Source organism: Pyxidicoccus fallax (genome assembly GCF_012933655.1).
In the GTDB taxonomy this organism is placed as follows: domain Bacteria; phylum Myxococcota; class Myxococcia; order Myxococcales; family Myxococcaceae; genus Myxococcus; species Myxococcus fallax.
The window spans coordinates 1-17906 of record NZ_JABBJJ010000262.1 but is presented as its reverse complement, the minus strand read 5'-3'; the positions used below and the strand labels follow the sequence as shown (position 1 = coordinate 17906).

17 protein-coding genes are annotated in these 17906 nt (G+C 66.3%); 6 read left to right on the top strand and 11 right to left on the bottom strand.

Annotated elements, in window-relative coordinates; translation table 11 throughout:
• The first annotated feature begins 203 nt into the window (after positions 1-203).
• Entirely contained in the window at positions 204-1208 is a 1005-nt protein-coding gene (locus HG543_RS38450; RefSeq protein WP_169349902.1) for an isocitrate dehydrogenase (NAD(+)), read from the top strand.
• Positions 1209-1275: 67 nt separating this feature from the next.
• On the opposite strand, the gene HG543_RS38445 is transcribed toward HG543_RS38450, so the two are convergent.
• From HG543_RS38445 to HG543_RS38435, 3 genes are read right to left on the bottom strand one after another with little or no spacing between them, the layout of a single operon-like run.
• Positions 1276-1665 (bottom strand): translation initiation factor, encoded by a 390-nt coding sequence (locus HG543_RS38445; RefSeq protein ID WP_169349901.1) that lies wholly within the window; start codon positions 1663-1665, stop codon positions 1276-1278.
• 14 nt (positions 1666-1679) lie between these two features.
• Positions 1680-3083 (bottom strand): vitamin K epoxide reductase/DsbA family protein, encoded by a 1404-nt coding sequence (locus tag HG543_RS38440; RefSeq protein ID WP_171818973.1) that lies wholly within the window; start codon positions 3081-3083, stop codon positions 1680-1682.
• Positions 3080-3406: a cupin domain-containing protein gene (locus HG543_RS38435; RefSeq protein ID WP_169349900.1), complete on the bottom strand. Its 327-nt coding sequence runs from the start codon at positions 3404-3406 to the stop codon at positions 3080-3082. Before HG543_RS38435 ends, HG543_RS38440 begins: the two co-directional genes overlap by 4 nt.
• Positions 3407-3444: 38 nt before the next feature.
• On the opposite strand from HG543_RS38435, the gene ygfZ reads away from it, so the two are divergent.
• From ygfZ to HG543_RS38420, 3 genes are all read left to right on the top strand, one after another.
• Positions 3445-4515 carry a CAF17-like 4Fe-4S cluster assembly/insertion protein YgfZ gene (gene ygfZ, locus HG543_RS38430; RefSeq protein ID WP_169349899.1) on the top strand — a complete coding sequence of 357 codons (1071 nt, stop codon included), beginning with the start codon at positions 3445-3447 and terminating at the stop codon, positions 4513-4515.
• A 95-nt stretch (positions 4516-4610) separates the two neighbouring features.
• Entirely contained in the window at positions 4611-5417 is an 807-nt protein-coding gene (locus HG543_RS38425; protein WP_169349898.1) for a hypothetical protein, read from the top strand.
• Positions 5418-5430: 13 nt separating this feature from the next.
• A complete protein-coding gene (locus HG543_RS38420; protein WP_169349897.1) occupies positions 5431-5910 on the top strand; it encodes a hypothetical protein in 480 nt (159 codons plus the stop codon).
• On the opposite strand, the gene HG543_RS38415 is transcribed toward HG543_RS38420, so the two are convergent.
• Positions 5897-6385, bottom strand: a complete 489-nt coding sequence (locus HG543_RS38415; RefSeq protein WP_371876557.1) for a chromate transporter — start codon at positions 6383-6385, stop codon at positions 5897-5899. The genes HG543_RS38420 and HG543_RS38415 overlap by 14 nt on opposite strands.
• Before the next feature lie 952 nt (positions 6386-7337).
• On the opposite strand from HG543_RS38415, the gene HG543_RS57060 reads away from it, so the two are divergent.
• Together HG543_RS57060 and HG543_RS38405 are read left to right on the top strand one after the other, a co-directional pair.
• A complete protein-coding gene (locus tag HG543_RS57060) occupies positions 7338-7901 on the top strand; it encodes a type II TA system antitoxin MqsA family protein (protein ID WP_169349896.1) in 564 nt (187 codons plus the stop codon).
• A 10-nt stretch (positions 7902-7911) separates the two neighbouring features.
• Positions 7912-9747, top strand: a complete 1836-nt coding sequence (locus HG543_RS38405; protein ID WP_169349895.1) for a MinD/ParA family ATP-binding protein — start codon at positions 7912-7914, stop codon at positions 9745-9747.
• A gap of 552 nt (positions 9748-10299) precedes the next feature.
• Here the strand turns inward: HG543_RS38405 and chrA are convergent.
• The 7 genes from chrA to HG543_RS38370 all read right to left on the bottom strand — a co-directional run bounded on the left by chrA (position 10300) and on the right by HG543_RS38370 (position 17485).
• Positions 10300-11490, bottom strand: coding sequence for a chromate efflux transporter (gene chrA / locus HG543_RS38400; protein WP_169349894.1), 1191 nt, complete (start codon positions 11488-11490; stop codon positions 10300-10302).
• Between the two features lie 72 nt (positions 11491-11562).
• Positions 11563-12726, bottom strand: coding sequence for a 4-hydroxyphenylpyruvate dioxygenase (hppD, locus tag HG543_RS38395; protein ID WP_169349893.1), 1164 nt, complete (start codon positions 12724-12726; stop codon positions 11563-11565).
• Positions 12727-12752: 26 nt separating this feature from the next.
• Positions 12753-13412, bottom strand: a complete 660-nt coding sequence (gene maiA / locus HG543_RS38390) for a maleylacetoacetate isomerase (protein ID WP_169349892.1) — start codon at positions 13410-13412, stop codon at positions 12753-12755.
• Positions 13409-14386, bottom strand: a complete 978-nt coding sequence (locus tag HG543_RS38385) for a fumarylacetoacetate hydrolase family protein (RefSeq protein WP_169349891.1) — start codon at positions 14384-14386, stop codon at positions 13409-13411. Before HG543_RS38385 ends, maiA begins: the two co-directional genes overlap by 4 nt.
• 120 nt (positions 14387-14506) lie before the next feature.
• Positions 14507-15091: a hypothetical protein gene (locus HG543_RS38380; RefSeq protein WP_169349890.1), complete on the bottom strand. Its 585-nt coding sequence runs from the start codon at positions 15089-15091 to the stop codon at positions 14507-14509.
• A gap of 276 nt (positions 15092-15367) precedes the next feature.
• Positions 15368-16126 (bottom strand): Imm52 family immunity protein, encoded by a 759-nt coding sequence (locus tag HG543_RS38375; RefSeq protein WP_169349889.1) that lies wholly within the window; start codon positions 16124-16126, stop codon positions 15368-15370.
• Positions 16127-16138: 12 nt separating this feature from the next.
• Complete coding sequence (locus HG543_RS38370; RefSeq protein WP_343073544.1) at positions 16139-17485, bottom strand: Tox-REase-5 domain-containing protein; 1347 nt, start codon at positions 17483-17485, stop codon at positions 16139-16141.
• Between the last annotated feature and the right edge of the window lie 421 nt (positions 17486-17906).

The following is a 17906-nucleotide window of genomic DNA, read 5'->3' as shown; positions in this document are numbered from 1 at the left end:
GAGCCCGCCCCGGCCGCCCTCCACCGCCGAACACTGAGGTGCCCCGGGGGAGCCCCTGGGGGGGAGCCGTGCCCTCCCGCCCGGGGAGCGGCCGGGGTGCCCTTCCGGAGGGCCCCTGGACTCATGGCCGCCATGCCCTCGGCTGAATTCCGGGTGAATTCGTCCTTTCAGGCCATGGGGATTTGTGCTGTGACTCCGCACCCATGGCGAACACCCGCACTGTCACGATCATCAATGGCGATGGCATCGGCCCCGAGGTGATGGCGGCCACCGTGCGCGTCCTCGAGGCGCTCAAGGTTCCCCTGGAGTTCGAGTACAAGGACGCCGGCACGGAGGTGGTGGCCAAGTTCGGCACCAACCTGCCCCACGAGACGGTGGAGGCGGTGCTGCGCAACGGCGTGGCGCTCAAGGGCCCCACGGGCACGGTGGTGGGCGGTGGCCTGCCGTCGGCCAACGTGGGCCTGCGCAAGCGGCTGGACCTGTACTCGTCGCTGCGGCCCGTGAAGAGCGTGCCGAACGTGAAGACGCGCTACGAGAACGTGGACCTCATCGTGGTGCGCGAGAACACGGAGGACCTGTACGCCGGCCTGGAGCACATCATCGTCCCGGGCGTGGTGGAGTCGCTGAAGATCATCACCGAGAAGGCGTCCACGCGCATCGCGCGCTTCGCCTTCGACTACGCCAAGAAGAACGGGCGCAAGAAGGTGTCGGCCGTCCACAAGGCCAACATCATGAAGCTGTCGGACGGTCTGTTCCTGGACTGCTGCCGCAAGGTGGGCCGTGAGTTCCCGGAGATCACCTACGAGGAGGTCATCGTCGACAACCTCTGCATGCAGCTGGTGAAGGACCCGACGCGCTTCGACGTGCTTGTGACGGAGAACCTGTACGGCGACATCGTCAGCGACCTGTGCGCGGGTCTGGTGGGCGGCCTGGGCCTGGTGCCGGGCGCGAACATCGGCGAGCGCACGGCGGTGTTCGAGGCGGTGCACGGCACGGCGCCGGACATCGCGGGCAAGGGCATCGCGAACCCGACGGCGCTGATGATGTCGGCGGTGATGATGCTGGACTGGCTGGACATGCGCGAGGCGGCCCGCCGCATGGAGGGCGCCATCCAGAAGGTGTACGGCAACGGCCAGGTGCGCACCGGCGACCTGGGCGGCGGCTCCACCACCCGCGAGTTCACCGACGCCATCATCGCGGCGCTGTAGTCACCAGCGCGAGCTGAAGGACCCACGGGCCCGGGACGCCTTCGCGGCGACCCGGGCCTGTTGCGTTTCAGCCGACCGTCACCTTGCGCACGCCCCGCGCCTCCAGGAGCGCGGGGAGCCGCTCGCGCTGGTCGCCCTGGAGAACGAGCGTGTCGTCCTCCACCGTGCCGCCGCAGCCCAGCGAGTTCTTCAGCGCCTTGAGCCACACCTCGCGCTGATTCGCGGGCAGCTCCAGGTGCTCCACCACCGTCACTTCCTTGCCGCCGCGGCCCTTGCGCTCCATGCGCACCACGGCGCGCGCGGGGCCCTTCGGCTCGGGCTTCGCGGCGGGCGCGGCCACCTTTACCGCCGGGGCCTGGGGCAGCGACTCCCGCTGCGCGGACAGCGCGGCGAACGGGTTGTTGAACGGCGCCGCCGGTGCCGCCGGCGCCTCGTCCTTCTTGTCGCGCTTGCCCATCGCGTCCCGCCTCGTCAGTGGTTGTGGCCCGCGTGGTCGTCATGCCCCATGGGCATGGGACGCGGCGGCGGCAGCATGTCGAAGGCCGGGGCGCTCGGGTTGCCGTCCGCCATCACCAGCGCCAGCAGCAGCGGCGCCGACGGCGGGGCCTGACGGCCATTCACCAGCACCAGCGGCGTGCCGGAAATCTGGTGCCGCATCGCGTACGCCGAGTCCTCCTGCAGCTTCGCCGCCGTCTCCGGGCTCGACATGCAGGCGTCCAGCTGCATCCGCGACATCGAGCCGGACGAGGCAATCTCCATCACCCGCTCCGTGTCCAGGATGGCCTGCGCCGCGAAGAGCCTCTCGCGCAGCTCCCAGAAGTCCTTCGCGCCCTCCAGGCAGATCTGCGCCTTGGCCGCCACGCACCGCACGCTCGGCGCGTCCGGACCGCGCCGCGGAAGCGCCGGGTTGCACGTGCCATCCAGCGGGAACTGGCGCGCCTCCAGCGACATCTTCCCTTCCGGCACGCGCTTCTTCAGCACCGCCAGCTCCTCCACCAGCGACTTGCAGTGGGGGCACTTGCTGTCCGTCCACTCGACAATCTTCACCGGCGCGTCCGGCGGGCCATACAGCTTGCGCGCGGGCGCGAAGGCCGGCTGCGGCGTGCCCCGGCGGTACTGCGCCAGCCCGTCCGCGATGAACTGCTGCTGGTCGCGGCTGAGGCCGCGCAGGAACTCCTCCAGCGACGCGGGCGGAGGCGGAATCTGCTTCTGGGCCGAGGAGCTCACCGACGCCGCGGGCAGCAGCGAGCCGCCCACCGGCGTGGACGCCGACGGCGTGGCCCGTCCGGGCAGCAGCATCGCCACGAAGGCGGCCACCGTCATGCCCACCGTCCACTTCAGCGCCGGGCCCCATGCGCCCGCCGCCGGCTCGCGCGGCAGCCCAAACAGGGCCACGCCCGCGAAGGCCGCCACCAGCGCGTAGGTGCCCAGACACGTGGGACACACCGCGCCCGCGTTCGCGCTGGCGATGGCGAAGACGACGCTGGACGCCACACCCGCGACGCCCGTCAGCTTCAGGCCCAGGGCCGCCGGGGCCACCGGCCGGCCCGAGCGCGCCCACGCGAGGTACAGCGCGGACAGGCCCACCGCGACCAGGCCCCACACGAGGCCCAGGCCGGCCACGGGGACGCCGAGCAGCTCGTGGATGCGGCTGGCGAAGGGCGAGTTCCACACCGTCTCGCAGTTCACCGTCTCGGACACGCCGCACACGGTGGCGCCGCCACCGCGCAGGGTGAGCAGCTGCATCCACTGGAAGATGGCGAGGCCGCTCTCGGCGAGGCCCAGCACCAGCAGCGCCAGTGCGCCACGGGCCGGCACCGGGGAGGGCGTGGAGGCCTTGGCCTGGGGGGCCTTGGAGGAGGACTTCGAACTCATGCGTGCTCCGGGGGCGGGGTCATCAGAACGAGAAGGCGGGCGGAGTCCGGACCGTCGTTGGCGACGCCGTGCTCGGCACCCGCGGGGGCGAAGATGGAGGCGCCAGGGCCGTGGACTTCCTCCTCGGCGCCGACGCGGAAGCGGCAACGGCCCTCCAGCACGACATACACCTTGTCCGAGGTGGCATGGCGGTGGGGCTTCTGGGCCTGCCCGGGCGCGAGGCAGTAGACGTCGAGGAAGAAGCGCCCGGACTGAAAGACGTTGTGCTTCCGGAGCTTCTCCGGGGAGAAGTCCTGGAAGGACGACAGGTGCTTCACATCCATCGTGGCATTCGCTCCTTCGCCTCTATATAGCGACGGACATGGAACCGCTGTCTCTGCATTTTCTTCACGAGGCGACGGGCGCCCGCTTCATGGACGTGGGCGGCCGGGAGGCCGTGGCCGGGTATGGCGACGGGGAGGGAGAGTACCGGGCGGCACGCGAGGCCGTCGCCCTCCATGACGCCTCCTACCGCGAAATCCTCCGCATAACGGGGGAGGACCGGGCCTCCTTCCTGCACGGCATGGTCACCCAGGAGGTGAAGAACCTGCCCGTCGGTTCGGCGGCCTATGCCGCCATGGTGAACGCCAAGGGAGCCATGGTGGCGGACGCCCGCATCCTCAAGCGGGAGGCGGACATCCTCCTGGACCTGGAGCCCGGCACCGGCGCCAAGGTGCGGGACTTCCTGGAGAAATACCTCATCTCCGAGGACGCCGAGCTGCATGACGCGACGGGCGAACAGGCCCTCCTCCGGCTGCTGGGCCCCCGCACGGCCGACGTGCTGTCCGCCGCCCTGGGCGCCCCCCATGCGCCCCTGGCGCAGCACGCGACGCGGACGGCCTCGCTCGCCGGGCAGCCGGTCTGCCTCGTGGGGAGCACCGCGGTGGAGCCCCATGGGGTGGACGTGTGGGTGCCGCGCGCCGGACTGGAGCCGGTGTGGCGGGCCCTGACCGAGGCCGGCGCCGCGCACGGGCTGAAGCCCCTGGGCTTCGAGACGCTGGAGCTCCTGCGCGTGGAGGCCGGGGTGCCCCGCTACGGGAAGGACATGGTGGACACCACCATCCCCCTGGAGGCGAACCTCGCGAGCGCCATCTCCTACAACAAGGGCTGCTACATCGGGCAGGAGGTCATCGCCCGGGCCACGTTCCGCGGGCACATGAACCGCAAGCTGACGGGCCTGCTCCTGGGCGACGCGGACGTCGCGCCGGGCACGGAGCTGCGCCGGGGCGAGAAGAAGGTGGGCTGGCTCACCAGCGTGGTGCGCTCGCCGGCGAAGGGTCAGCGCGTGGCGCTGGGCTACGTGCACCGCGACTCGCTGGACGCGGGCACGGAGCTGACGCTGGCGGAAGGCCCGGCCACCGCGAAGGTGGCGCCCCTGCCCTTCACCTCCTGAGCGCCAGGGCCTCCCTGGCGCTCGGAGCGTCCGTTCGGGCACAGTAGAGCGCGGTCGCCGGAAAGCCACCCTCCGGCGAGAATGGAAGGACCTCCATGGCCCCGCGCCTCACGCCCCGCCCTCCGTGGCTGCTCGCCACGCTGTGCCTGCTGACGCTGACCGGCTGCTTCGACGTCACCCAGGAGCTGTGGTTCGAGCCGGACGGCACGGCGCGCGTGGTGGTGGACCTCGCGGTGCCCAAGTCCGTGGGCACGCTGGCGAAGCTCACCGGCGGCAAGGAGCTGACGGCGCTGATTGAAGAGCAGCGCCAGCAGGCCCGGGCGGCCGTGGCCCAGGACCCGAACGTCGTGGACCTCACCCTGCGGCAGCACGAGGAAGGCGCGTTCCTCCACCTCGTGCAGGAGCTGAAGGTGAAGGACGCCACGAAGCTCCCGGAGCTGTTCCGGAAGATTGCCGACAGCGCGGCGAGCCAGCAGCGCGAGGCCCAGGGCACCTGGGACTTCCGCATCGAGCGCAACGGCGGCAACTACGTCTTCACGCAGCGCTTCGTCCCCGACAAGGCCTTCGCTGGAGCGAACGGCTTCGACCCGGCCGAGCGGGCCGGAGAGGCCATCGCGAAGGAGCTGATGAAGAGCCTGCTCGCGAAGAACTTCATCACCCTGCGCGTGCACGGGCCGGGCATCGTCGAGGCGAACGGCACGGTGAACGAGAAGAAGGACACCGTGGAGTGGAAGGTCAGCCTGGCGGAGTTGCTGGACGCGCCTCCGGAGGGCCGCGAGTTCCGCGCGGTGGTGGACGCCGGAGAGCCCCTGTGGCTGTGGCCGGTGGTCATCGGCGTCCCGCTCGCGGTGCTGGGGCTGGCCATCTCCGCGGCGCGGAGGCGGCGCTCGTTCGGCGGATAGACTGGAGCCCTCCATGAATGCCCTGCTGAAGAACCTCGCGGTCACCGCCGTCGTCGCCACCGCCGCCGTGCGGCTCGTCGCCTGTACGTCCGAGGCGTGCACCCATGAGGCCCAGGACGTCACCTTCGACGTGCGCGAGAACACCTGCGGCGCGACGGGCACCCTGCGCGTGAGCACGCCGATGAACGAGTGCGCCCTCACCGTCACCGTGGCGGAGAACACGGGCCTGCCGGGCGCCGGAGACACCGACGGAGACAGCATCGACGTGCGCGGAGGGGGCTGGTACCTGCACGACCCGGACATCACCCTCCACCTGGGGCCGGATGGTGGCGTCGTGTCGGCGGACGCCGGCAGCGTGACGACGGTCGCCGGAAACCGCAGCTGCGACGCGGAGCCCGAGGGGAATGACCTGGTGCTGCGCTGCAAGGACCGGCCGAGAGACCTGTCCGGGAGCGTGCTGCGCACCTGCTCGGCGCGGCTCACCGCGCGCTGAGTCCTCCGGCCAGCAGCATTCCCGCCACGCCTCCGCCCAGCACCAGCCAGGCGGAGTTGACGCGGAAGCGGATGAGCAGCACCGCGGACACCCCGGCGAGCCCCACCGTCCACGCGTCCACCAGCGCCGCGCGCCCGAGCTGCCACGTCACCACGACCATCAGCGCCAGCGACGCCACATTGACGCCGTCCAGGAAGGCGCCCGCCACCCACGAGCGGCGCAGGCGCGGCACCAGCGGCCCGCTGAGCGCGACGAAGACGAAGGCGGGCAGGAAGATGCCCACCGTGGCCAGCACCGCGCCGGACGCGCCGCCCAGCACGTAGCCGATGAAGGTGGCCGTGGTGAAGACGGGCCCGGGCGTCACCTGCCCCACCGCCACCGCGTCCAGGAGCTGCGCCTCCGTGAGCCAGCCGTAGCGCTCCACCAGGTCCGAGCGCAGGAAGGCCAGCAGCACGTAGCCGCTGCCGTACAGCACCGAGCCCACCTTGAGAAGAGGCCGGACAGCGTGAAGGGCACCGCCGCCGCGACAGCGCCCGTCACGGGCAGCGGCCACAGCGGGAGCATGGCGGTGGTGTGCAGCCCGTTCCCTGCTCCTGAAGTGCGCTGCGCAGCCGACGTTCCCTGGCGTCCACAACCGCCTAGTAGCCCAGCCAGCAGCAGAAAGAGCGCATGAATACTGGGGATGCGTGCCACCAACATGGTCACGCTACTGATGGGAATCGAACGTACAAAACTGGAGGGACCGCTCTTTACCTCTACCAGCTCAGCAGAGGCTTGGCCGCCCCATAGCCACATTGCCACACAAGTAAGCATCAGGCCTACACTTCAGATACTAGAGGGACGCCATGCCTCGGGCCGGAATGCAAGTTGCTGAAATGATTAGGGAATTCGGCTGCCGCCCGAGCAGTTCTCTTGACGAAGAGGCAGTATCATATGATACTGTGCTCGGGGTTGATTCCATGATGAAGTGCCTACATTTGCCTACCTGACTATTGGTCGTGCCCCTACAGTCCGTGGAAATGACGGATCTCACCAGAACCAAGAGAGCCCCTCATGGGAGACAACCTCGACGCCATACGGCGAGAACTCATCCGCCTATCGGGTTCAAGTCGAACTCGACGCGTACCGAGAACGCCTTCGCTTCCCTGTGACTGGCGACCGCATCAAACCCGTGATCCTCGAACGGGTGACCTCTTCACAGAAGCGGGCGCATGGGAGTTTATCGTCGAAAGACTCGACTCAGGCGAATTGCTTGAGCGCATCCTATTAGAAAAGCCACCGGGGAAATTCGGCTACGTCATCAAAGCAGTCCATAGCAAAGACTCCCCCTTAATATACATCAAACTCCAAATTGGAACAGGCGAAGTATTTGGCCGAAGCTTCCACTACAGCAATTACATATAAATTTAAAACCACAGGGGGCCGAAATGGAATACACGCCTAGCAACCAACTCAACTCAACTGACTCTCGCGAGTGCATTGAGTGCGGCCACAATGAATTCACAGTCACGACTGAAACACAAACATTCCTATACGGTGACACAGGAAAGGAGGTCGAGCTTACCGCACACGTCCCAGTATGGTCGTGCACGAACTGCGGCTTCTCCTATACGGATGAGGCGGGAGAGATCATACGGCATGAAGCAGTATGCGCTCACTTAGGAGTGCTCACCCCCGCACAAATAAAAGAATTGCGCAAGCGGACCAAGCTTTCTCAAGCTGACTTTGCGAAACTTACGGGCTTCGGCGAGGCATCTATAAAGCGTTGGGAAACGGGTGCGCTCGTGCAGAATACCTCCGCAGATCGTTTCATGCGGCTTCTCTTGCACTTCTACCCTCATTCAATTCAGGCCCTGCAGGCTGCCAGTCAAAACTTGACGGCAAGAGACACAAGCCTTTCCCAAACCAAAAGACCACGTTTCAGAACATCCCTATCCCAAGAATCCCTGAGCGCCTCACATCATTTCCAGTTAAGGCAAGTTATCAACTAGCGAGCCGCCGATGCACATTGTCACCTTCTATTCTTTCAAGGGCGGTGTTGGCAGAACCATGGCGCTCGCCAATGTCGCATTTGAACTCATTAGGCGTGGCCGCCGAGTACTCGTTGTAGATTTCGATCTTGAGGCGCCCGGCCTTCCAACATTTGACTTGTTTTCATCGGCTACCGACCAAGACGGCATCGTCGATTACGTCGCCAAATATCTTGAGACATCAGAAGCCCCTCCCGTCGAAGACTTTACAACAGATTGCACAGCCGAAAGCATGGCTCCTGGCCGACTATGGGTCATGCCTTCTGGACGCCAGAATTCGACATACACAACAAGACTAAACTCAATAGACTGGCAACGACTATACTCCGAGAGAGACGGCTTCCTCTTGTTTGAGGATATGAAATCTCAATGGCTTGATGCATTTCAGCCAGATTATGTATTAATCGATTCTCGAACTGGCCACACTGACGTCGGCGGCATTTGCACAAGACAACTGCCCAACGCCGTCGTAGCCATGTTTTTCCCAAACGAACAAAACATTGCTGGCCTCGCAAAAGTCGTCAAGGAAATCAGGCGAGAAGCACTCCCTCCTAGAGAAAAGGCAATAGACATCCACTTCGTCATTTCAAACGTACCAGAACTCGACGACGAAGAAGGAATCCTTCAGCGCAGACTCGAACACGCGCAACGCGCACTGACCTATCAAGAAGCAAATGTCGTCATACATCATTACAACAGCCTATCACTGCTCAACCAAGCGCTCTTCACAAAAGAACGACCCAGAAGTAGACTCGCGCGTGAGTATGTTGCGCTAGCCGATGTCATTATCGCGAACAACCCTCAAGATCGAGAAGGTGCCGTCTCCTACCTTCGAAAGCTGCACGTCTCGCTTGTTCAGCCAAGCTCTGAGCGAGGTCCCGCCGAACTCAATGCAATCGAGGATCGGCTTGAATCCATTGGTGCCCACCATCCCCGCGACGGAGAGATCCTCGCCCTAATGGCAGGGGTCAAGGAACGCATCTTCGAACCGGAAAGTGCGATTCTATTGCTAAACGCAGCTGCCGAGTCTGGCTACAACAAGCCCGATCTACTTGTGCGTCGGGCGGTGATGCACCGTGCCCTATCGCAAAATGACGCTGCGGTTGCCGATCTGAAGTCAGCCCTTCGTTCCAGCAACTTGGATGCTCAAGATGCTTACTTCGCAGTTCGCCTGCTAGGTGATCTGAGCCCAGAAGCTTTTTATGAATTGGGAAACTTCCCCTCTCTCCAAATCCTAAGTCCCTCATCGAAGTTTTTGATCGCAAACGAAATGCTGGCGACGCGCCAAGCACTACCTATAGGCGAGCAGATCCTTCGAGACATTTTGACATCAAAGATAACTTCCCCACTAGAGAAAAAGCTTGCACGCAGCCAACTCTCGCTAAATCTCATTGGCCAACGGCGTTTCGAAGAAGCCGTAAACCTAATCAAAGAAGGCTGGAGAACCCCTGCAACCATCGACGATGTCGCGAGCGCATTCAACTTTGCAATTGCTTCATGGGGAATGACCGGACATCCCGACTCCAACCTATTCGCCCATGCCTTGGCACTCACAGGGAAGAGGGCACTTGCGGACGCAAATTGGTTTCAGTGCCTTGCCATTTCATACCTGGTTACAGGACAGCCGCGACAGGCCCACGACTCTATCGACAAGGCTAGACAAGCGCTTCGGTCTGCTCCTCGGCGGGTATTTAGCGCTTGGCGCTTCCTAAGTGTTGCACCACCCGAGTTTTCAGATGATTTGGACGCCATTGAGCGCCTCACGCGAGGAGAGAGTGAGACTCCGCGATTTCTCTCAGAGCAGTGATGGCAGGGCAATTAAGCCCACTCTCGTGGCTTTCGACGATTGCATAGCAAACATTATCACACACATCAACCCAGTGAAGCGCGTCTCAGTGCAAATCAACACACAAACAAAATAAACTTTGAGGCAATCCCGACATTGGACGAGCCCCTCGCGCCGCAGCAGTGCTCCCAGTTTCTCACCGGTGAGCCCCTGGACGCCGCCAGAACGCGAAGATTCCCTTCGGGGCGTCCACTTCTTGGGGGCGGATCGGCTTCTTCTCTTCAGGCAGAGGCGTCCTGGCCGCCAGCCTATTCGCCTCGCGCCGATACTGCGACAACGTCGGCAGAAAGACTCCCACCAGACGGGCAAACGCTGCAGAGTTCACTGCGCATGGGATCCTCATCCGTTTCACCATCTGCGCCTTGAATGCATCTGGGTAAGGCACTGCGTCCTGCCTGCTCTCCCTCCTGCGTGTCATCAGCTCGGCATGCCTGCCGAGGCGACCACTTCCCGGACAAGGGGGATCAGCTACACCTTAGAACAAAGAGAGTGCAGCCAAGCTCGCGACACGCCCTAGGTCATTCCTAGTCCTCCGGCCAGCAGCATTCCCGCCACGCCTCCGCCCAGCACCAGCCAGGCGGAGTTGACGCGGAAGCGGATGAGCAGCACCGCGGACACCCCGGCGAGCCCCACCGTCCACGCGTCCACCAGCGCCGCGCGCCCGAGCTGCCACGTCACCACGACCATCAGCGCCAGCGACGCCACATTGACGCCGTCCAGGAAGGCGCCCGCCACCCACGAGCGGCGCAGGCGCGGCACCAGCGGCCCGCTGAGCGCGACGAAGACGAAGGCGGGCAGGAAGATGCCCACCGTGGCCAGCACCGCGCCGGACGCGCCGCCCAGCACGTAGCCGATGAAGGTGGCCGTGGTGAAGACGGGCCCGGGCGTCACCTGCCCCACCGCCACCGCGTCCAGCAGCTGCGCCTCCGTGAGCCAGCCGTAGCGCTCCACCAGGTCCGAGCGCAGGAAGGCCAACAGCACGTAGCCGCTGCCGTACAGCACCGAGCCCACCTTGACGAAGAAGAAGAAGAGGCCGGACAGCGTGAAGGGCGCCGCCGCCGCGACAGCGCCCGTCACGGGCAGCGGCCACAGGGGGAGCATGGTGGCCGCCAACGTCCCGGACGGAGGTTCCCGCCGCCGCTCCACCGCGCGCCACAGCAGCACGGCGAGCCCGGCCAGCACCAGGAGAAGCAGCTCGTGGACGCCCAGGAAGGACGCCACCACGGCGGCCACGCCCACGACGGCGGCCAGCGGCGTCTTCACCACGGTGCGCAACAGGCCCCACAGCGCCTGGAGCACCACCGCGATGATGACGGCCTTCACGCCGTACAGCAGCGCATCCACGCGGGGCAGGCTGCCGAAGCGCGCGTACGCCCAGCCGATGGCGCCGACGATGAGGAACGCCGGGAGGATGAAGCACGTCCCCGCCACCACCAGCCCGGGCCACCCGCCCCGCTTGTGGCCGATGTGGATGGCCAGCTCCGTGGAGTTGGGACCGGGGATGAGGTTGACGGCCCCGAGCAGGTCCACGAACTCGTCTCGCGTGAGCCACTTCCGGCGCCGGACGACCTCGTCCTCCATCATCGCGATGTGGGCCGCGGGGCCGCCGAAGGCGGTGGTGCCCAACCGGAGGAACAGCAGCGCCAGCTCCTTCAGCGCGGTGGACCGGTCCGAAGCGGTGGGAACGGAGGGCTGGGACTCCATGGCCTCACCCTACCGCGTGAGGCCCGGAGCGCATGCAACGTCTCGAAGACACGTCCAGCAGCGGGCTTCGGGCTAGATGCGCCCCTGGGCCTGCTGCTGGCGCTCGATGCTCTCGAACAGGGCGCGGAAGTTGCCGCCACCGAAGCCCTGGTCGCCCTTGCGCTGGATGATTTCGTAGAAGAACGGGCCGGCCGACGGCTCCTTGTAGAGGCTGGCCGCGTCCTTCATGAAAATCTGGAGCAGGTAGCTGTGCTCCTTGTCGCCGTCGATGAGGATCTCCAGGTCGCGCAGCGTCTGGATGTCTTCATCAATCTTCTTGATGCCCATGCGCTGGATGCGCTCGGGCAGCGCGTCGTAGTACGTGCCCGGCGTGGGCATGAACTCCAGGCCCGCGCCCTGGCGCATGTCCTTCACCGCCGTGAGGATGTCCTTCACCGTGAGCGCCAGGTGCTGCACGCCATCGCCGCGGTGGTCCTCGTTGAAGAGGTTGATTTGCGAGGCCTTGAAGAAGGGCCGGTAGGGCTCGTTGTTGGCGAACTTCACGCCGCTCTTCGGGTCCCACATCACCTCGGACTTCAGGCCGCTGCCGTGCGCCCGCTTCTCCTTCGACGCCACGTCCTCGGTGTGGAACTCGATGTGCCAGAACTTCTCGAAGCCCATGACGTGCTCCATCCACAGGAGCATGGGCCGCATCGTCTGGAAGTTGGACGTGACGTGGTCCACCCGGCCGAAGCCGTACTTGTTCTTCCCACCCTTCGGCGTCGCGTGGCGGATGTAGCCCGGGTACAGGTCGCTGTACCCGTCGCGCTGGATGAAGCGGAACGTCGTGTCACCGAAGGGCGTGGTGATGGAGAACATCGCCAGCTTCCCGCCGCGCGCGTCCGAGAAGCGCTGGATGTCGGTGATGAAGGTGGCCCCCCGCTCTTCCAGCAGGCGGAAGGCCTTCTCCGCGTCCGCCACCTCGAAGTTGAGGGTGCCCACCCCATCCGGGTGCTTGCGCAGCCAGCGCGACGCGCGGCCACCCTCGCCCAGGGGCTGGCTCACCATCAGCACGATGTCGCCCGCCTGGAACACCGCCGACTTCTGCTTGCCCCGCGTGTCCAGCTCCGGCGACGACACGCCCAGCTCCGCGAAGTCCAGGGCCTTCGTGTAGAAGTTCCGGCTGCGCTCCAGGTCGTGCACGTACCAATGCACGCTCTCCAGCGTCTTGATGCCCAGTGACTCCAGCCTGGCCATGTCGTGCCTCCGTGAGCCTGCGAGTGTCAGGCCGGCGCCGCGTCGGGCTGCCGGTCCGGGTGTGCCGCCTGGAAGGCGGGCAGCTCGTTGCACGCCGCCTCGATGCGCAAGAGCGTGGGATACGGCGTCAGGTCTACCCCGAAACGCCGGGCCCCGTAGAGCTGGGGCACGAGGCAGATGTCCGCGAACGACACCTCGTCTCCCACACTGTAACGGCCCGCCAGCGGCTTCACCGCCGCCTCCAACGCTTCAAGCCCCCGGGCATTCCAGTAGGCGCTCCACGCCTTGTCGTCCGCCTTCAGCTCGGACTTGATGCGCTGCATCACCGACAGGTTCTGCAGCGGCTGGATGCCGGAGTTGACCATCTCCGCCAGCATCCGCGCCTTGGCCTGGAGGTACGTGTCCTTCGGCAGCAGGGCCGGAGCCGGGAAGCGCGCCTCCAGGTACTCCAGGATGGCGAGCGACTGGGACAGCCTGCGCTGGGAGCCGTCCTCCTCGGTCCACTCCAGCGTGGGCAGGGTGCGCATGGGGTTGAGCGCCCGGTACGCCTCGGAGTGGTGCTGCCCGCCGTCCTTGAGCAGGTGCACCGCCACGTACTCGAACGGCAGACCCTTGAAGTGCAGTCCCACGCGCACGCGCCACGAGGCGGACGAGCGCCAGTAGCTGTGCAGCCGGAGCGCCTTCATACCTTCTTCACCGTCTGGGAGATGCGCCCGAAGACGCTGTTGCCCTCCGCGTCCAGCATCTCGATGTCGATGGTGTCGCCGGGCTTCATGAAGGGCGTCTTCGGCTTGCCCTCTTCAATCGTCTCAATCATGCGCCGCTCGGCGAGGCAGGAGATGCCCCGGGCGCGGTCCGCGTTGGACACGGTGCCACTGCCGAGGATGGTGCCCGCGGTGTAGCTGCGCGTCTTGCAGATGTGCTGGATGAGGTCGAAGAAGGAGAAGTGCATCTCCGGGCCGGCGTCGGTGTCACCCACCTGGACGCCATTGAGCACGGACTGGAGGCGCAGGTGGATGCGGCCGTCGTGCCAGGCCGGGCCGAGCTCGTCCGGCGTCACCGCGAAGGGGCTGAAGGCGGTGGCGGGCTTGCTCTGGAAGAAGCCGAAGCCCTTGGCCAGCTCGTCGGGGATGAGGTTTCGCAGGGACACGTCGTTGGCCAGCATCAGCAGCTTGACGTGCGTCCCCGCGTCCTGGGCCTTGGTGCCCTGGGGCGTGTCGCCGAGGATGGCGCAGACCTCGCTCTCGAAGTCCAGGCCCCAGGCCTCGTCGGCCAGGGGGATGTCGGCGGTGGGCGCGAGGAAGTCACCGGAGCCGCCCTGGTAGACGAGCGGGTCCGTCTTGAGCGTGGGCGGCGGCTCCGCGTTGCGGGCCTTGCGCACGAGGATGACGTGGTTGAGGTAGGCGCTGCCGTCAATCCACTCGTAGGCACGCGGCAGCGGGGCGTGGAGGCCGCGCACGTCGAGCGGGCGGCTCTGCACCGTGCCCGCCTCCAGCTGCGAGGCCAGCGCGCGCAATTGCGGCTCCTTGGCCTCCCAGTCGTCCAGCGCGGCTTGCAGCGTCAGCGCCACGTTGGTGGCCAGCGCGTAGGCCGAGTTGTCCCGCTTGACGACGATGAGCCGGCCGTCACGGGTTCCGTCCTTGAGCGTCGCGAGCTTCAATTCCGGGCTCCCCGGCGGCCCATGGGGTGAACGACGGGGCCGCCTTCATGTGGCCCGGCTTTTCCGCCGGGGAACCGGGGGTGTCAAGCGCGACCATGCGCCGACACGCCGACTAAGGGATTACCAGCAGGAGGTGTGAGCCGGCAGCCGCGTGAAGTAGTTCGCGCCGCCGTTGCTGTCCCACTGGCCGTTGGCCACCGCGGCCACCTCGATGTCCCACGCGTTCATGTAGCCATTCTGGTCCCAGCCGTACAGGAAGAGGTGGCTCTCCTGGGCCGTGGGCTGCTCGCACACCCAGACGCCCTCCTGGCCACCCGCGGCGAAGTGCGCGTTGCACAGCGGCGTGTTCATGTACGTGAAGCACTTGGTGCAGTTGCGCTGCCCGGCGTTCAGGTAGATGTACGCGTCGTTGTTCGTGCCCGAGCTGGCCTGGAACGTCGCGTACTGACCATTGAGCTTCACGAAGATGCTGATCTGGTTGTCCGGGTACAGGTTGCGCAGGAAGCCCCGGTAGGCCACCGTCAGCGTGGACTGGCGGCCCGGCAGCCGCGTGGTGCGGCGGATGACCTCGAAGGGGCCCGTCGTCTTCGTGTCGGACGAGTTGCAGATGGCGTAGTCCGGCGGGTAGTCCGAGGCCTCGGCGGCCGCGGTGGGCAGGAGCAACGCGAGCGAGAGCGCGGCGACGAACGTCTTCAGGAGCTTCATGGGGAGTGTGTCCTCGTGGTGTGGCCCGGCGACTGGCTGGGGAGCACCGCGGTCTCCGGGCGGGCTCCGCGGCGCTCTTGGCCCCCGTGCTCTCGTATCACGCTCCTTCCATGGAAGTCCTGGCCTGCCCGTGCCGGAGCCCGTGCTTCGATGAACGGAAGACCTTCAGGAGCCAGGTCACGACTTCCCGTCCCACGCTGTTCCCCCGGGTGCCTCCTCTGGCCACGTTGGAGGGCACACTGGGGTCACATGGCGGCCCCTTTCGCGGGAGCCCGGTCACTGCGTGGCGGGCTGCATGAGGCCGGCCCTGGACAGCAGCTCGCGCACACGACGCGCCAGCGCCACGTGCTCAGGGTTGGCCACCGTGAAGCGCTCAGGCGTCAGGACGATGAGCGTGCCTTTGTCCTCCACCGGTTCGATGCGCACCGGAGCAGGCAACGGTGGCACTGAGCCAATGCGGCGCGAGAGGTACGTGATCCAACCCAGGGAAAAGGGTGCCGAGTCGGGCTCCCGGTACTGCATCCTGTAGGCGCTGGAGCCTGCCAACGCCCAATCCGGAACCCAAGAGGACACCATGCTGCGCACAACATCCGTTAGCACTGGCGTCGTGAGCAGCCGGTCCGCATTTGACCCTTTCGATGGCAGGGAAAGTGCGCAGTGGTTGGAAACGGCTTCTGAATACATGCCGCCATTGATGCGCAGACTCGCGTAATCATCACCGCTCCCACCGTTGTCGAAGGAGAAGCGAAAGCCCAGTTGCTCAATGGCCGGCCCTCCCTTCTCACGGTTGACGCCTCGCCGGAACAGCTCGGTCAAGGTGGGCACATCAGGCGGAATGAGGGGCACACTGCGCGCGTCCTTACGAGACCTGGCGGGCTTGTACCACTGGGCCAGAAGGGGGTCGCACGAAGCCAGGAGGTTGAGGAAGGTTGCCGTTCGCCGAGCACACTCCTCAGGTGACTCCTTACGCGGGCCCCAGTAAGCGCCCGCATTGTAGGTTTCAGGGTAGGTCTCAGGCTCGGACTTACCGGTCACGATGTTCTCTCCTCAGAGCGCCGGGGTGTGGATGACCTTGATTCCTTTGACTTCCGCGTCCTCAATCAGCTTCCGGATGGCATTCGCGGCATGCTTCTCGGCGACGTGCCACTCGATGGGGATGCCCATACCCCGAACCTTGTCGCTCTGTCGTTGGGCTTGGTCAATGAGCCCTTGTGCTCCCGAGTGCCGGAACCACTCCTTGGGCTCCAGCCCCTCGAAGAACCTCGCGTAACCGGGCCCCTTGGCCTCCAGCAGCACGCTGTCCTTGAAGCCGTCGAACTTCACGCCACCGGCCTGCGTGCTCATGCCACCGACCCAGTAGGCATCATTGGCGGAGTGTCCCGTGATCTGCTCCTGATAGCGCCGGGCGGGCGGCGTCATGGACTCCTTCGCGGGTCCCCACTGTCCCGGCCCGTCAGCAGGTGCCGGGCCCTTCGTCACCGTGTTGGCGCGGTGGAGGATGATTGCCGCTCCGGGTCCGCCACTGAGCACCGACGCGGCCTGTCCCACAGGCACGGCGATGCGCTCCATCACCAACGCCCCCTCGGCAGAGAGGGACAGCACCGGCACAGTGGCCTCGGCACCGGCCATCAATCCTCCCAGCGTTCGCGTCGTGACCGAAGCCGCGCCCCAGGTCGCGATGAGGTTCGTCGTCAGCTTGGCGACGACCTTCATCTGCTCGCCTGCCGTCATGTACCGGAAGCGCTCCCAATATTCGGGCGAGGAGGCAATGAGGGCCGCCACTCCTGCCGGGAGGTTGCGCAGCGCCGTGATGCTGTCCAGCGGATGCGTCAAGAGCTGACCCAGCGCGTGGTACAGCTCGATGAACGCCTCTTCCGCTCCGTCCAACGTGCGGCCGATGACATCCGCGTCGTCGTACACCTCGACGAACACCGCGCCTTCGACAGGCTCCAGCCGCTCGTCCGCGAGCTGGAAGACGAAGCCGTTGCTCACGTAGAAGCGCCCCAGCTCGAAGGGGCCCGCCCGGAAGGCGCCGTCCCTCCACTCCACGGGCGCGGCCTTCTGCTGCGTGCGGCCGTTGCGCGCCCAAGCCAGGTAGCCGTCCGGCCGCAGCACCGCCACCCGGGCGAAGCGCTCCACGCGGCGCAGCAGCTCGTCTCGGGACACCTCGCCTTCCTCCAGCACCTCGCGCAGCAGCTGGCCCACGGCCATTCGCGGCGGGAAGGTGCCCAGCGTCACCGGTTTACGGAGCAGCGCCCCCAGAAGCCGTGCCGCCTGCGTGGGAGAGAGCGTGCCACTCATGGGCCGCTCGTCTCGCTCTTCCAGCCCGGCGTCCGTCAGCAGCTTCTCCCACGCATCCTCCCGCGCGGTGCCACGCGCAACGGCTCCCGCCACACTTCCGGGGCTTGCGCCGGTCGCAACCTCACGGGAACCCCGACGGCGGCTCAGCCGCTCCGGCACCTCGGGGCCCGCGACGGATGGCGGCAGGGCGGCGGAGGGGCGCGGGTGTGCCTCGCTCGGCGCCGGCGCCAAAGCGGGGCCGGTGGCACCTCGCGTCGTGTAGCTCAGGCTCCTGCCCCGGCCGGGTGCTGGCGTCAGCGACGCGCAGCCGGTAGCGAGCAAGGCCACGCACAGCAGCAAGGCGTTAGCGCGCATTGTCCACCCCCAGGCCCACCGAAGCGAAGGCCCCCGGCCGCAGCGGGCCATCCCCTTGAGGGAACAGCAGCGTGCCGCCCGTCCCGAGTGCGTAGAGGCGGCCTCCCAGGACGCGCCATCGCACCTCCGCCGCCCCCAGGTAACGCGCCCCGGGCTGCCC